The sequence below is a fragment of the Candidatus Berkiella aquae genome (genome assembly GCF_001431295.2).
Classification (GTDB): Bacteria; Pseudomonadota; Gammaproteobacteria; order Berkiellales; family Berkiellaceae; genus Berkiella; species Berkiella aquae.
On the sequence record NZ_LKAJ02000001.1, the window covers coordinates 2,174,254 to 2,187,950 of the forward strand.

Sequence of the window (13,697 nt, forward strand, 5' to 3'; positions counted from 1 at the left end):
AAGAACTACGCTATTATCTGCTAATGTAATATAACCAACAAACTGAATATGCATCCATTCTATTCTCACATATTGCATGTAAAGAAGAGGTATGTTCAAATGCTAGCTATTTTTTATAGCCAAGGGTTTATCTGTCATGCAATCCTCGAAAAAGTTTTTAGGTGTTTTCTCCTTAGCACTTATCAATGTGGCAGCCATCGTCAGCTTGAGAAACTTATCTTTCATGGTTGAATATGGCATCGGCGCAATTCTATTTTATATAGCGGCCGCTTTATTCTTTTTTATCCCTTCAGCCTTAGTCTGTGCAGAACTTGCAACCGCTTGGCCTGAAGCAATTGGGATTTTTGGTTGGGTTGCCAGAGCCTTTGGGCAACGGATTGGATTTTTTGCGCAGTGGATGAATTGGATGTTCTCTATTGCCTCCTTCCCCACCGTGCTTACTTTTTTAGCCGCAGTGATTGCGTATATTATTGATCCGGCTTTAGCGCATAACAAAAGCTTTATGTTTTGGACCATTATTGGCATTTTCTGGACACTCACCCTCATTAATTTTCTGAGCATGAAAACCTCTGCCAGATTATCAACTATCGGTGCTTTATTAGGAACGGTCATACCGGGGCTACTGATTATTGTGCTTGCTGCTGTTTGGGTGTGCTTGGGCAAACCCATTGAAATCGCTTTTACGAAAGAAGCCCTGATCCCTGAATTATCGTTAGGCAATATCGTCTTTTTAAGCGCGGTTGTATTAGGCCTCGCAGGCATGGAAATGTCCGCTTTTTATGCCAATGAAACAGAAAATCCCAAACGGGTTTATCCTAAAGCAATTTTATTGTCGACTATCTTAATTTTAGGGATCTCCATTCTGGGTTCACTCTCAATGGCCATTGTTGTCCCTAAAATCAGTATTGTTTCTGGCGTCATGCAAGTTTTCAATGTGTTTTTCACTGATTTTAATATGGGCTATGCGGTTAAAATCATTGCCGTTATGGCCATTATTGGTTCTTTCGCAGGAAACAATACCTGGATCATTGGTCCTGCAAAAGGCTTGCACCATTCATTAATGACAGGCTATATGCCACATTGGTTATCGAAGAAAAATAAACAAGAACAACCTATTGCTATTTTATTCTCACAAGCCATCTTAGGAACGCTGTTAGCAACCGCCTTTTTCTTAATGCCGTCTGTGGATGTGGCTTTTTGGTTAGTCACAACCATCACCACACAATTTGCGATGGCGATGTATGTCTTAGTCTTTGCAGCTGCCATTTGGTTAAGAATAAAGCACCCTGAAACAGAAAGACCTTATAAAATCCCAGGCGGCTTATTTGGACTTGTTATCGTAGCAGGGGTGGGTATTGTGATGTGTATACTCAGTTTCTGTTTAGGTTTCTTGCCCCCCGATCAATTTAAAGAATCTCTTGAAATTCATCATCTTTACTTATTCGAAGGCTACCTGGTTGCGGGCCTGGTTTTACTCTCTTTACCTGCTTTGCTTTGTAAGAAAAAAGAATCATGACACTCATCGAATTGTTTAATCGCCATACGCCTGAAGAAATTTATGCGCAATTACGATTAATTGCTAAAGACTTACAGATACCGCAGGATCCTTTAACAGCGACACCGACCCCTGCGGCTGTCATGATCCCCCTCATTGAGCATTCTGAGCCAACCATTCTATTAACGCAAAGAACCATTCACTTAAGTAGCCACCCTGGTCAAATTAGTTTTCCGGGGGGAAGAATGGATCCCACGGATATCGATTTAACTGCTTGTGCGCTTCGTGAAACCCAGGAAGAAGTAGGCATTAGCGCAGATAAAATTGTGGTAGCGACTGATCTGGGTCTTTGGCCATCTTATACCGGTTATGTTGTCAAACCGTTTATTGGCATTATCAAACCCCCAGTGGAGTATACCCCGTGCTCTTATGAAGTCGCTGAGATTTTTGAAGTACCGCTTTCTGTTATCAGGGATCTAAGCCGATATGAACTTGTTCATAAAGCAGAACCTATCACCCATCACTACTATCAACTGGTTTATCAGGATAAAGTGATTTGGGGGCTTACTGCTGGGTTATTACGACTGCTTGCTGCTTATTTAGCACCTTCATTCGCAACGCCATAAGGCACATGTGCTGAGGTGACTTCACAGCTTGCGGTTTCGCAATGCATTTTCTGATCATCAAAGAAAATATCCGCCTTAAAGGCTTTCAAGAATTCCGCTTTTGAGAGCCCACCTAAAAAGAGCGATTCATCAATTCGAATATCCCATTGTCGTAAAGTGTTCACGACCCTTTCATGTGCAGGTGCTGAACGTGCTGTCACTAAAGCTGTGCGAATGGGAATAGGTAAATCTTGCTCTTTCTGTAAACGCTGCAATGCCATCAAAAACCCTTTAAACGGTCCATCGGCGAGGGGTTCATTGGCCGATAAAATCTCTGATTTATTAAATTCTTCTAATCCTTTGGTTTTAAACACCCGTTCTGCCTCATCTGAAAAGATGACCGCATCACCATCAAAAGCGATATGCAAAGCATCTTCTACCTGACACGTTTTACTGCCAGGCCAAATGGTTGCCGCAGCACAACTGGTATTTAATGCTTGTCTCACATCTTCTGGGTTTAAGGATAAATAAAGATCGGCGCCAAAAGCGTTAGCATAAACATAAGGGCTATTACCGCCAGCAAACGCAGCGCGAATGATATTTAAACCATAATGACGAATAGAATTAAAAATGCGCAATCCTGTATCGGCTGTATTTCTTGACAGCAACAACACTTCAACTAAAGCATCTTCGGGCTTTCTACCTTCATTGAGCTTTAAAAATTTTTTAACTAAATCAAATGCGCCCCCTGGAGGTAATATTTCATGTTCCTTTGATCGTTGATGGCTTCGGTAAGCTTCAATCCCTTCTTTTTCATACACTTGATGACTTTCATCAAGATTGAATAAGGCTCTTGAAGAAATAGCGACAATCAATTTTCGCGACGATAATTTAGTCATTTAACACACCATTTAAATTTCGGTGAACACCTTGGCTAAAGGAAAGTATAAACCACAACGGATGGGTCTTTGCTCTAATCGGCTGAGTAATTGTCGGTATTTTAACAATTGTGGACGATAGCGCGTTGTTTCTTCCGCTAAAGCCGCTTCGGTAAAGGATTGATGATGCGTTAACTTATAATCAATAATCCAACGTATACCGTTTTCATCAACAAAGCTAAAATCGATGACATAATTATCAACCCCATAAGGCGTTTTAACCGAGAGTGCCCATTCTCGTTGACGTTCATGATGGCGCGGATCCATAATCCAACGCCCTTTTTCATCGGCTAGCATATTATTCAAGGCATCACGAATTAAAGTACTTGCTTGTGCAAGCTCTTGTCCAATTAAGCCCATTCGTTTTAAGGCAAGCTCACAGATTTTTACACTATCAGGCTGGTTACGACTCTCTTCCTCTGTAAGACGTTGCAGTAATCGATGAAACACGGTACCTGCACATCTGGCAACATAATCACTCATTTGCGGTCTATTCAAATCGTCATCTGGCAGGGCTAAACCCTGCTCTTGTAGCGAAGGCATGCTAAATGGCGTTTTTAAGCGATGTAATGGCTTTTCATTGGGTTCATAATTCAAGCCCAACTTTGGCGTATCGTCTTCGTGTTCATGCAAAAAGTCCTGTTCAACATACGGCCAAAGCATTTCCCAAAAACTTCCTTTCGGCGGTGATTTAATTTCTCCTTTATCAGTCACCTCATATTCACCAAGCAAATATAAGCGATTCTTAGCGCGGGTTGCTCCCACATAAAGTAACCTAGCCATTTCAAAACGATCTTTTTGCGTAAGACAATGATCGACATAGCGATAAAGCGCATCATATTCTTGCGCAACAAAGCGATAAGGGGCTAATAATAAATCAACTCTATTTCCCAAGGTATATTCAAACCAACGTAGCAAAGCAGGATCATTGCGTTTAGGCAGCTTTTGCAAATACGCAATGATGACGGTATCAAATTCTAAACCTTTGGCTTTGTGCAGCGTTAATAATTCAACGGGTAATTGCTGAGCATTTTCTGGCGTAACAGACACATCAGCATATAATTGTGATAATCGTTCCTCAAAAGCATCGATATCCAACATAATGCCACTTTCTTGCATATTACAAATCAGTTCAAACACCGCATCAATATCGGTTAATACAGGATGTGCGTAACCATTTTCTCCACCTAAGGTTAACCATAACCCTCGTAACCACTCATGCAATGGTTTGCGCCAACGATTATTAAGCCAATATTGCATCTTTGCAACGAAAATGCTTAGGCGTTCCTTTGCTTGCGTGGATAAGCCTTGGCATTGTTCAAATTGTTGTATAGCATCCCATAATATGCCCGTTGTATTTGTTGTCGAGATGGCAAAGATATCATTTAAGGTTAACCCTATCCAAGGTGCTCTTAAAAGAGCATACCAGGCAATTTTATCTGTCCAGTCTAATGTTGCTCGCAATAGTGACACCAAATCAACTACATGACTGCGCAGTGCTAAATGTTCAATTTCATGTGCGACAAAAGGAATCTTTAATTTTTTAAGCGCCTCAACAACTAGCGACAGATCTTTTCGGGTTCGCCCTAGCACAGCAATGCTATGCGCAGGATTTTGCGCCAATGAATCAATAATTTTCTGAACAGCGACTTCTGCAATATCATTTCTTCCTTTTTGAATAGGAACAAGCATCACATCTTGGCGATTTTCTACTTTTTTAGCGGCTATGGCATGTGAATAGGTTACGCCCCCAAATGTTTTATTGGTCACAGCCGGAAAGATATCTTTAAAGGTATGATTAATCCAATTAATCACATTCTCATTAGAACGAAAATTAACTTGTAAGGTTAATGGCGTCAATCGAACACTACCAAGCCCTTTTTCTTGCGTATGCAAAAATAAGCTAACCTCAGCGCCACGAAATCGATAAATCGATTGCATCGGATCACCAACCAGAAACAAAGTGCGACCATCACCCGGTTGCCACCCTGCTACCAATTTCTCAAATAGGCGATATTGAGAAACAGAGGTATCTTGATATTCATCAATTAAAATATGGCGTAATTGATAATCAAGTTTTAACAAAATATCCGACGGCTCTAGGGCATCGCCTAATGCATTCGAAGCCCTTAAACTGATTTCGGTAAAATCGACTTTACCATTGCTCTGAAAAACAACCTGCAAATGAGCCACTAACACCGGCAAAATTTCGCCTAATGCTTTTAAAATTTTCAAATGTTGATTTGATAAATGGGGTTCGGGTAATAATTCTAATTCAGCGAGTAAGGCTTGTGCCCCCTCAATCTCAGCAAGCTCTGCAATCAGAGCCTTTATCGTTTCTTGTTGCTCTTTGCGAGCTGCTTTTTCAACTTTATCTTTTGCTGCACTTTGACTGAGAAACCCAATATTCTGATCAAATCTTTTGCGAAACTCACCCTCTTTGGTCAGTAGCACCTCTGCTATCCCCTGCCATAACAGCAAATCATTTACAGAGGTTCCAGGAAGTTGGGTTTGATTGATAAGGTTTACAATTTTATTCTGCTTTTCTAATGCTTCACAATTCTTAGCAGATTGATTCGCCAGCCTCATTAACGTTGTTGCAATCGAGGCGCTAAAAAGTGCATTCACTTTCTGCAAATGGTTTTCTATTAACCGTTGGATACTCTGTTCAAAATAGGCTTGCAATTCAACTTCATTAGCACTTAAATAGCGTAAATAAGGTAGCCATTGATCGCGCTGCATTAATAAAGTCACTAATAAACCAACAATCTTCTCCATCCGATTATCAAGATGCAGCAACAGTGTCTCTAATCCTTGAATCCAGGGTTCATTTTCTGTTGTTTGTGAGATCAATGCTTTTGCGGCTTGCTCATAAAGGGCGGTTGCATATTCAATCACCATAAAATCCCCACCAAATTGTGACAATATGGGCATTTTATTCACTAATGAAGCACAAAAGGCATCGATGGTAACAATACGTAATCGATTGGGATTTTCAACCAACTGCCATTCATTTTTGTCATTCTTTGCTAAGGCAGCCTTGGCTAAAGTCCAAGTCGCTCTCTCATGTGGTTTTTCAGGCGCAATATCTTGTGCGCGCGCTTGCACTAAAGCATTAACAATACGGTTTCGCATTTCTCCAGCCGCTTTTTTCGTAAAAGTGACTGCTAAAATTTCTTCAGGGTGCTCTTGTACATTCCCTAATAACGCCAAAAAACGCTGGGTTAATAACTCGGTTTTTCCGGCTCCGGCAGGCGCTTGCACAATAAATGAACCGTTTGGATCTAGCGCACTCATGCGAGCAGCATTATCAATTATCATCATTTTCTTGCTCATTAATTCGACAAAAGGCAGTCAAGGCACAATAGCGACAGGTTACAGCCCCTTCAAGAGGAGCAGCCATTGCATCCCCCCTTTTAAATGCAGCAACCAGCGTACTCAATGTTCCTGACCAATAACTTTCTAATTCTTCCCATGGCATAAAGGTCAGTTCTTTAATACCTTTTATGGCGAGTGAATGCCTGCTAATGCCTTCATAACCATCCGTTTGCCGATTTAATTTTGCAACACATAAGGCTTGTGGTTGTTCTTCAATCGTTGCCAAATAATACAAAGGAAGTTGGGGTGCTTTGGGTCTATCTCCCCAAATTTGAGTCATTTGAAATTGACCTGATTTATAATCGATTAATATCGTTTCATTCAGTTCCGTTTTATCAACCCTATCTATCCTTAAACGAAAAGTCATATCTAATAGTTCATAATTTTTTTGCCATTCAACCGCAACGACTTTAAAAGGTTTTCGCTCTTTCTCAAGCTTTAAATAATCCTGTAAAATGATGAATAGTCGATTTTTTTCAACCTTCAAATAAGGTGCTGGCGTATTCGGTTTAATATAGCGATAAATGGCATTATCTATCAATTGCACCAGTTTATGAGAAAGAGTTTCTTCTGTCATGGCCAGTAAGGCTTGTTGAGTCCTCACCTCCTGCCAAAAATGCTGCAACACTTCATGTAAGATAATCCCTTGTTCAAAGGTAGCAAGCCAATCTTCCGTTTTTTCTAAACGCCTTGCTTGTAATCGTATTTCAGCAAACGCTTTGAAGGGGCAGGCTGCTTGCAAACTTAGTAATTGACTTGTGGCTGCAATTTTTTCCGAAGGTAATAAGGGTGGCGCCTGATTATCAATAATCGTTTCTAATGCTTGATTCAGCTTAAACTGCTCCTCAAGTCGATTAAACTCCCCTAGCGTTTTAAAATGATGATCAGGTAGTAAAGGGACATGCCGAAGAAGCTCACTGCCTTCTAATATTTTTGCCTTATCTGCTTTAGGGTAACTCAGAATAACCTCATCGGCGCTGGCACATAAACGCTCCGTCATGGTTTTTGCATAGGCCATCTCACGTTCACTACTCGCATGTGGCATTTTTAACTGACGTTGCAAAGGTAAAGGCAGCAATGGATTGGGCTTAGCAAGTGGCGGCCAGGCTTCACTGTGTAAACCTAATACCCATATACAATCAAATTGCAAACCAAGCGCTTCTAAAATACCCAAAACTTGTACATTGGCGCCCTTGCTCTGTGCTTGAAAAGGGATCTGGGCTACAATCCCTCGCAACGTTGATAATGCTTCATGATAACTCACCGGTTCTTGGATACTATCAATCATTCGACATTCCGCTAATGCTTCTTGCCAACGATTCACCACCTGATGTTCAACACTGTTTAACGATCTTAAACCAGGCCAACCTGATAACATTAAAAGCTGTTGAAAATGCTTTGCCCATTGTGCGTAAGGCATTTTATTAGGCAATGCGTTAAAATAGGGTTCTATTTTATGAATTATTTCTAGCCAAGTTGAATCCACCATGGTTTTACCTAATTTATCCAAGGTTAAACGCTGTTGGTTATTCTTGAGAAGGGATTCATAATGTTGTAATAACAAGGTTAATTCATTGGCATTCCAAGCAAAAAAAGGAGAATGAATAATCTGAAAATAATCACTTAAGGAAAACGTTCCTTTCAGTATTTTAAGCCAACAAAATGCACTATAGATAATCGGATAGTGATCAAGCGGCGTTGCTGCAGAAATATTATAAAATTCGCTTACTTTTGCTTGTGGTTCACAGAGTGTTAGGGGTTCAAATACTTCCTTCATCGTTTTATCAACTTGCTTGCGCATATTCGCTAAATCAGGCACGACAATACCAATATTTTTTTTACCTTCAGCTAATTTTTGCTTAACAAACAGAGCCGCCGCTAACAATTCTTGTTGTTGATCATGAAATGCAGCTCGCCCTAAGAATTGCGGATTTTTGTTAGTGGGCGAACGATGATTAACTTGCCATCCTTGTTGGATTAAAACTTCTTGAAATTTTTCTAATAAAGGATAACTTTCTTCAAAGCCATAGAAGATTAATTTTTTTACAGGTGAAACACGTTGCCATGCCACTTGATGAGATGACGTTAAATAAGTTTGCAGGGTGCCAATTAATTGAGCACCATCAATTGCGTGGTGACAGGTTAACCATTGCTGATAGTGCATAGCAAATTGCTGAAATGTTTGCTGATCTAAATTAATGGATTCTTGAAACCATGAATCCTCAATCCGCCATTGATGCAATAATCCCCAAGCTTGATTTGCCATTTTGGCAGTAGCTGAAATATTTAATAAGTTTTTACCAACAGGTAACGAACGAATCACCGTTATCCAGAGCAATAATGATTGTACTGGGGTTAATAATTGTTTATCGATGCTACCCTGGATTTCTAATTGTTCCCATATCGCTAGTAGCCAGTCTTGCAGCGCGTAAATACGAGGGGTTAGCCAAACTGAGCTATCTTGCCCATAGTGAGAATTTGCTTGCTTTAGTAGACTGCTAGCTAAACGACGCGAAGGGGTTATCAGCGTACCACTTTCTTTTAAAAAGGCGATGAGTTTGTGGTCCATATACAACTATACTCAGAAGTAGACTGGATAGGGATTATACTCGAACCCCAAATTCAAAAGGATAGCCTTTGATGCATTACAAGCATTTTCCCCTGACGCCCCCACAAGATCAGTTAATCGGTCACCGCGGTGTTGCTGCTTTAGCACCTGAAAATACCATGGCGAGTTTTCGCTTAGCCGCTTCACAGGCCATCAATTGGATTGAGTTTGACGTTAGACTTACGAAAGATCATGAACTCATCATCTTTCATGACGATACCCTGGAACGAACAACCAATGGAAATGGGTTTGTTTACGAACACAATTTAGAGCAGTTATTGAACCTTGATGCAGGTAGTTGGTTTGCCCCCCATTTCGCAGGTGAAAGCATTCCACTATTTAATGAAGCCTTTCCGCAATTCCTCCAGTGGGGGCTACATTGTAATATTGAAATGAAGTTCCCACCTCAACCTGATGATAGGCATATTGAGGTACTGGCAAGCCGTTTATGTGACATTTTGCAAAGCCTGTGGAATCCTTTATACCCTCTACCTCTCATTTCAAGCTTTGAATGGAAAGCTATTGAATGGGTAAGAAACAAGCTGCCCAACTTCCCGATTGGATTTTTATCTGAGGATTGCACTCCTCTACTCATCCAACAGATTGCCCAAATACCCAATGCTGCACTTCACTGCGATTATTTAGCTTTGACTCCTGAGTTATTGGCACAAGCACGAATCGCCAAAGTGCCGGTTTTAGCCTATACCGTCAATGAAGCAAGCGTAGCTCATAACTTATTTAGCGAAAATGTTTTTGGGGTTTTTTCTGATAATCCACAGCAACTACGTAGAGCGTGACATGTTGAGCATAAGAGCGTATGTTATTATGTCGACCTAATCATTTAGTTTGAGCTCATGATCTCAATAAGAAATCTATCTAAATTTTATAAAACTGGCTCGCAGCCCTTTTATGCGCTCAAGAATATCAATTTGGACGTCAAGCCTGGCGAAATATACGGCATTATAGGCAGAAGTGGTGCTGGTAAAAGCACTTTAATCCGTTGTGTGAATGGCTTAGAACAACCTAGCACCGGTAGCGTCCTTATTGAAGGGACTTGTATCACAACGATGGATGCAGCAACGCTTCGCGAAGCACGTCGTCATATGGGCATGATTTTTCAACATTTTAATCTCCTGCAATCAAGAAATGTCATTGACAATATTGCTTTACCCTTAGAAATGGCTAAAGCACCCAAACATGAAATTCAAAGCCGCGTTAACCAACTCCTAGAATTAACCGAACTTGAAAATCATGGTAAACAATATCCTAGCCAATTAAGTGGTGGTCAAAAACAACGTGTTGCTATTGCAAGAGCATTGGCTTGTTCACCAAAAATCATGTTATGTGATGAAGCCACATCCTCTCTTGATCCACGCTCAACGCTATCGATCTTAGAATTATTACGCAATATTAATCATGAGCTTGGCATTACAATGTTGCTTATCACTCATGAAATGGATGTCGTGAAATCTATCTGTCATCACGTTGCTGTCATCGATGCAGGAGAAATTGTGGAGCAAAATGGTGTTATCGAAATTTTCACCAATCCACAAGCACAAGAAACCAAAGAACTGCTCAAAGCATCTTCTCGAATGGAAGTGCCGCGCGTTATTAAAGATTTATTACAAGCGAATGCCTCACGAGATAGCGGTACCATTTTACGCATTGCTTATCATGGTGCGAGTGCATCGCAACCTATCATCAGCTACCTCATTCAGCAATATCATATTATCGTTAACATGCTTCAAGGCAGCATTGAGACCATTCAAGATCAAATCGTTGGCGTGATGATCGTTGAAATCAAAGGCGATCGCGAAAACGTCGATAAAAGTATTGCATTTTTAGAACGCAACGGATTACATGTCGAGATATTAGGCTATGTTCAACGAGATCCTTAAAGCATTTATTGAAACCTGCACCATGGTTTTCTTTTCCGGGCTTTTTGCCGCGCTAGGTGGTTTACCGCTTGGGATTTTGCTCTCACTCAGTCGCAAAGGACAATTACTCGAAAATAAATGGCTTAATTGGGGCTTGGGTGCCATTATCAATGCCGCACGCTCCATCCCTTTTATTATTTTAATGATTGCGGTTATTCCTTTAACGCGATTTTTAGCAGGCAGCTCCATTCAAGTAAAAGCGTTGATAGTGCCGTTAACCTTAGCGGCTATTCCCTTTTTTGCACGTACCGTTGAAATTGCACTAAACGAAGTACCTAAAGGACTTGTTGAAGCGGCTAAAGCAATGGGAGCAACGCCTTTACAAATTATTTATAAAGTATTACTGCCAGAAGCTATGTCCGGTATCATCGGCGGCCTAACACTTACCTTAGTTAACTTAGTTGGTTTTTCTGCCATGGCAGGATTCAATGGCAGTGGTGGTTTAGGAAAATTAGCCATCGACTATGGTTTTTATCGTTACGATACTGAAATTGTTTTAATTACCGTTGTAATCATGATCGTGCTGGTCCAATTCTTACAAAGTGTGGGTGACTATGTTCAACGTAAAATCTTTACTCATTAGCCTTCTTGGTTTCTCGCTGATTGCTTGTTCACCACAGCAACGTGGCGACGATGAAATCATCATTGGCACCATAACAGGTCCAGAAACACAATTGGTTGAAACAGCAAAAAAGGTAGCCAAAGACCGCTATGGATTAAAACTCACTATTGTCAGTTTTGAAGACTATGTGGTGCCCAATACCGCTTTAGCGGAGAATGATATTGATGCCAACATGTTTCAACATCAGCCCTACTTAGATGTCGTGATAGATAAGAAAAAATATGCCATTACTTCCATTGGTAAAATGTTTATCTACCCTATGGGGGTTTATTCCAAAAAATATAAACAGCTAAGTGATTTACACCAAGGAGCCGTTATTGGCATCCCCAATGACCCAAGTAATGGCGCAAGAGCATTACGTTTACTCGCAAAAGCAGGAATCATTACAATCCCTAATGTGAATGATCTTGAATTAACACCTAAAAAAATTACTTCTAATCCAAAAGCGCTGGTCATTAAAGAAATTGTTGCAGCCCAATTACCACGCGTTTTAAATGACCTTGATGCAGCGGTCATTAATACCAACTTTGCTATCCCTGCTGGGTTATCTCCCAGCAAAGAAGCCATATTCTTAGAAGATAAAAATTCGCCCTATGCCAACATCGTCGTTGTTAGAACCAGCGAAAAAGATAAAGAAAAATATCGCAAACTGATGGAAGCATTACATTCACCCGAAGTTGAGCTTGAAGCGAAAAAGCTATTTTCAGACCAGGCAATACCTGCCTGGTAGCCCTGTGCCTCATTGCTCTGATTTGAAGAACAGGCGAAGCCCCGCAGATGTGCTTTAGCATATAGGCGGTAGAAAGAATATGATAATCTAGGTAATATGCCATATATGAAGGAATACATGACATCCTCCCGCTGGCATTTGAGTGGTTGGGCCTTGTGGTCCATAGCCGCTCTTTTCTATGCCTATGAGTTTGTTCATCGTGTTGTGCCAAGCATTATTACGGATGAGTTAAGAGTCGGACTCTCTATTAATGATCATCAGCTGGGCACTATCGGTGCAATGTATTTTTATGCTTATGCAGCATTTCAATTACCGGCTGGTGTTTTAATTGATCGTTACGGCGTTAAAAAGTTACTGGTTGCTGCCTCTGCCATTTTAACCCTCGGTAGTTTTCTCTTCGCAACAACCTCTTCTATTCATACCGCTCAAATGAGTCGCTTTATGATAGGCATGGGCTCTGCCTTTGCTTTTATTGGTTGTCTCAAAATTGGTGCTCAATGGTTAGCAATGAGTTCTTTTCCTCTGGTTGTGGGACTTACTAATTTATGCGGTACGCTTGGTGCTTTGATAGGCGGCAAGCCAATGTCCTATTTAGCTCATCAATTTGGCTGGCGTGACATGTTGTTACAACTCAGTTTTGTGGGCTTAGTGATTACCTTATTACTATGGATTTTTATCCAAGATAAACCCATTCAACAAGAAGAAACGGAACATACACAACCTGGTTTGCTCACAGGCCTTATTGCGGTGATGAAAAATCCACAATCTTGGATCATCGCATTTTATGGGATGTTATTGGTTGCGCCCATTGCCGCCATCCCTGAAATGTGGGGCGTTGAATATCTTAAGGTCGCTTACAATATTCCAGCAACCCAAGCAGCAGGTATTACCCATACCATTTTTGTTGGTACCGCCATAGGTGGCCCTTTAATTGGTTGGCTAATGACCCATAAAATTGAAGAAGTCGATTTTATGATGATAGCCACATTAGGTGCCTTGATTCTGCTTTGTTTCTTTTTATATTGGGTCAATATGCCCATTACCAATTTATATATTGTGTTATTCAGTTATGGTTTACTCACGGCGAATATGCTGCTGTGTTTCTCACTGGTGACAGAATGCCATCCCCCTTGGGCTCAAGGAGCTGCCATTGGTTTTACGAATATGGTGATTATGGCGGGCGGCGGTTTAGCACAAGACCGAATAGGTTGGCTGCTCGATAAACTCCGTTCAAACCATGAAGGTGTTTATCTACTTGAAGATTATCATATTGCGCTCAGTATTTTGCCCATCTGTTTGCTTGCTGCGATTGGTTTAACATTGCTCATTAGGCAAAAAAGAATTGAAAATTGATCTCTAAGTCATTTTTGACCGACTTTAATTT

At 40.8% G+C, this 13,697-nt stretch carries 10 protein-coding genes; 7 read left to right on the forward strand and 3 right to left on the reverse strand.

The window, feature by feature from the left end; genetic code table 11:
- Positions 1 to 136 precede the first annotated feature (136 nt).
- Both HT99x_RS09630 and HT99x_RS09635 read left to right on the forward strand, forming a co-directional pair.
- Positions 137 to 1,516, forward strand: a complete 1,380-nt coding sequence (locus HT99x_RS09630) for an amino acid permease (protein ID WP_075067093.1) — start codon at positions 137 to 139, stop codon at positions 1,514 to 1,516.
- Positions 1,513 to 2,121, forward strand: a complete 609-nt coding sequence (locus HT99x_RS09635) for a CoA pyrophosphatase (protein ID WP_075067094.1) — start codon at positions 1,513 to 1,515, stop codon at positions 2,119 to 2,121. Before HT99x_RS09630 ends, HT99x_RS09635 begins: the two co-directional genes overlap by 4 nt.
- Here the strand turns inward: HT99x_RS09635 and HT99x_RS09640 are convergent.
- From HT99x_RS09640 to HT99x_RS09650, 3 genes are read right to left on the reverse strand one after another with little or no spacing between them, the layout of a single operon-like run.
- Complete coding sequence (locus HT99x_RS09640) at positions 2,091 to 2,999, reverse strand: 5'-nucleotidase (protein WP_075067095.1); 909 nt, start codon at positions 2,997 to 2,999, stop codon at positions 2,091 to 2,093. The genes HT99x_RS09635 and HT99x_RS09640 overlap by 31 nt on opposite strands.
- A gap of 12 nt (positions 3,000 to 3,011) precedes the next feature.
- Positions 3,012 to 6,362: a UvrD-helicase domain-containing protein gene (locus HT99x_RS09645; RefSeq protein WP_075067096.1), complete on the reverse strand. Its 3,351-nt coding sequence runs from the start codon at positions 6,360 to 6,362 to the stop codon at positions 3,012 to 3,014.
- Complete coding sequence (locus tag HT99x_RS09650; RefSeq protein WP_075067097.1) at positions 6,349 to 8,985, reverse strand: PD-(D/E)XK nuclease family protein; 2,637 nt, start codon at positions 8,983 to 8,985, stop codon at positions 6,349 to 6,351. Before HT99x_RS09650 ends, HT99x_RS09645 begins: the two co-directional genes overlap by 14 nt.
- A 71-nt stretch (positions 8,986 to 9,056) precedes the next feature.
- Between HT99x_RS09650 and HT99x_RS09655 the strand changes: the two genes are divergently transcribed.
- The 5 genes from HT99x_RS09655 to HT99x_RS09675 all read left to right on the forward strand — a co-directional run bounded on the left by HT99x_RS09655 (position 9,057) and on the right by HT99x_RS09675 (position 13,666).
- A complete protein-coding gene (locus tag HT99x_RS09655; RefSeq protein ID WP_075067098.1) occupies positions 9,057 to 9,821 on the forward strand; it encodes a glycerophosphodiester phosphodiesterase family protein in 765 nt (254 codons plus the stop codon).
- Between the two features lie 57 nt (positions 9,822 to 9,878).
- Positions 9,879 to 10,922, forward strand: a complete 1,044-nt coding sequence (locus HT99x_RS09660) for a methionine ABC transporter ATP-binding protein (protein WP_075067099.1) — start codon at positions 9,879 to 9,881, stop codon at positions 10,920 to 10,922.
- Positions 10,903 to 11,544 carry a methionine ABC transporter permease MetI gene (locus HT99x_RS09665; RefSeq protein ID WP_075067100.1) on the forward strand — a complete coding sequence of 214 codons (642 nt, stop codon included), beginning with the start codon at positions 10,903 to 10,905 and terminating at the stop codon, positions 11,542 to 11,544. The genes HT99x_RS09660 and HT99x_RS09665 overlap by 20 nt, the downstream gene beginning before the upstream one ends.
- Positions 11,516 to 12,313 (forward strand): MetQ/NlpA family ABC transporter substrate-binding protein, encoded by a 798-nt coding sequence (locus tag HT99x_RS09670; RefSeq protein WP_075067101.1) that lies wholly within the window; start codon positions 11,516 to 11,518, stop codon positions 12,311 to 12,313. Before HT99x_RS09665 ends, HT99x_RS09670 begins: the two co-directional genes overlap by 29 nt.
- Before the next feature lie 117 nt (positions 12,314 to 12,430).
- Positions 12,431 to 13,666 (forward strand): MFS transporter, encoded by a 1,236-nt coding sequence (locus HT99x_RS09675; protein WP_075067102.1) that lies wholly within the window; start codon positions 12,431 to 12,433, stop codon positions 13,664 to 13,666.
- The last annotated feature ends 31 nt before the right edge of the window (positions 13,667 to 13,697 follow it).

Bases quoted from the DNA above. Each gene is read 5' to 3' on its own strand.
- HT99x_RS09665 (WP_075067100.1), top strand. From the start codon at position 10,903: ATGTTCAACGAGATCCTTAAAGCATTTATTGAAACCTGCACCATGGTT.
- HT99x_RS09650 (WP_075067097.1), bottom strand. From the start codon at position 8,985: ATGGACCACAAACTCATCGCCTTTTTAAAAGAAAGTGGTACGCTGATA.
- HT99x_RS09640 (WP_075067095.1), bottom strand. From the start codon at position 2,999: ATGACTAAATTATCGTCGCGAAAATTGATTGTCGCTATTTCTTCAAGA.
- HT99x_RS09670 (WP_075067101.1), top strand. From the start codon at position 11,516: ATGTTCAACGTAAAATCTTTACTCATTAGCCTTCTTGGTTTCTCGCTG.
- HT99x_RS09635 (WP_075067094.1), top strand. From the start codon at position 1,513: ATGACACTCATCGAATTGTTTAATCGCCATACGCCTGAAGAAATTTAT.
- HT99x_RS09630 (WP_075067093.1), top strand. From the start codon at position 137: ATGCAATCCTCGAAAAAGTTTTTAGGTGTTTTCTCCTTAGCACTTATC.
- HT99x_RS09655 (WP_075067098.1), top strand. From the start codon at position 9,057: ATGCATTACAAGCATTTTCCCCTGACGCCCCCACAAGATCAGTTAATC.
- HT99x_RS09660 (WP_075067099.1), top strand. From the start codon at position 9,879: ATGATCTCAATAAGAAATCTATCTAAATTTTATAAAACTGGCTCGCAG.
- HT99x_RS09645 (WP_075067096.1), bottom strand. From the start codon at position 6,362: ATGATGATAATTGATAATGCTGCTCGCATGAGTGCGCTAGATCCAAAC.
- HT99x_RS09675 (WP_075067102.1), top strand. From the start codon at position 12,431: ATGACATCCTCCCGCTGGCATTTGAGTGGTTGGGCCTTGTGGTCCATA.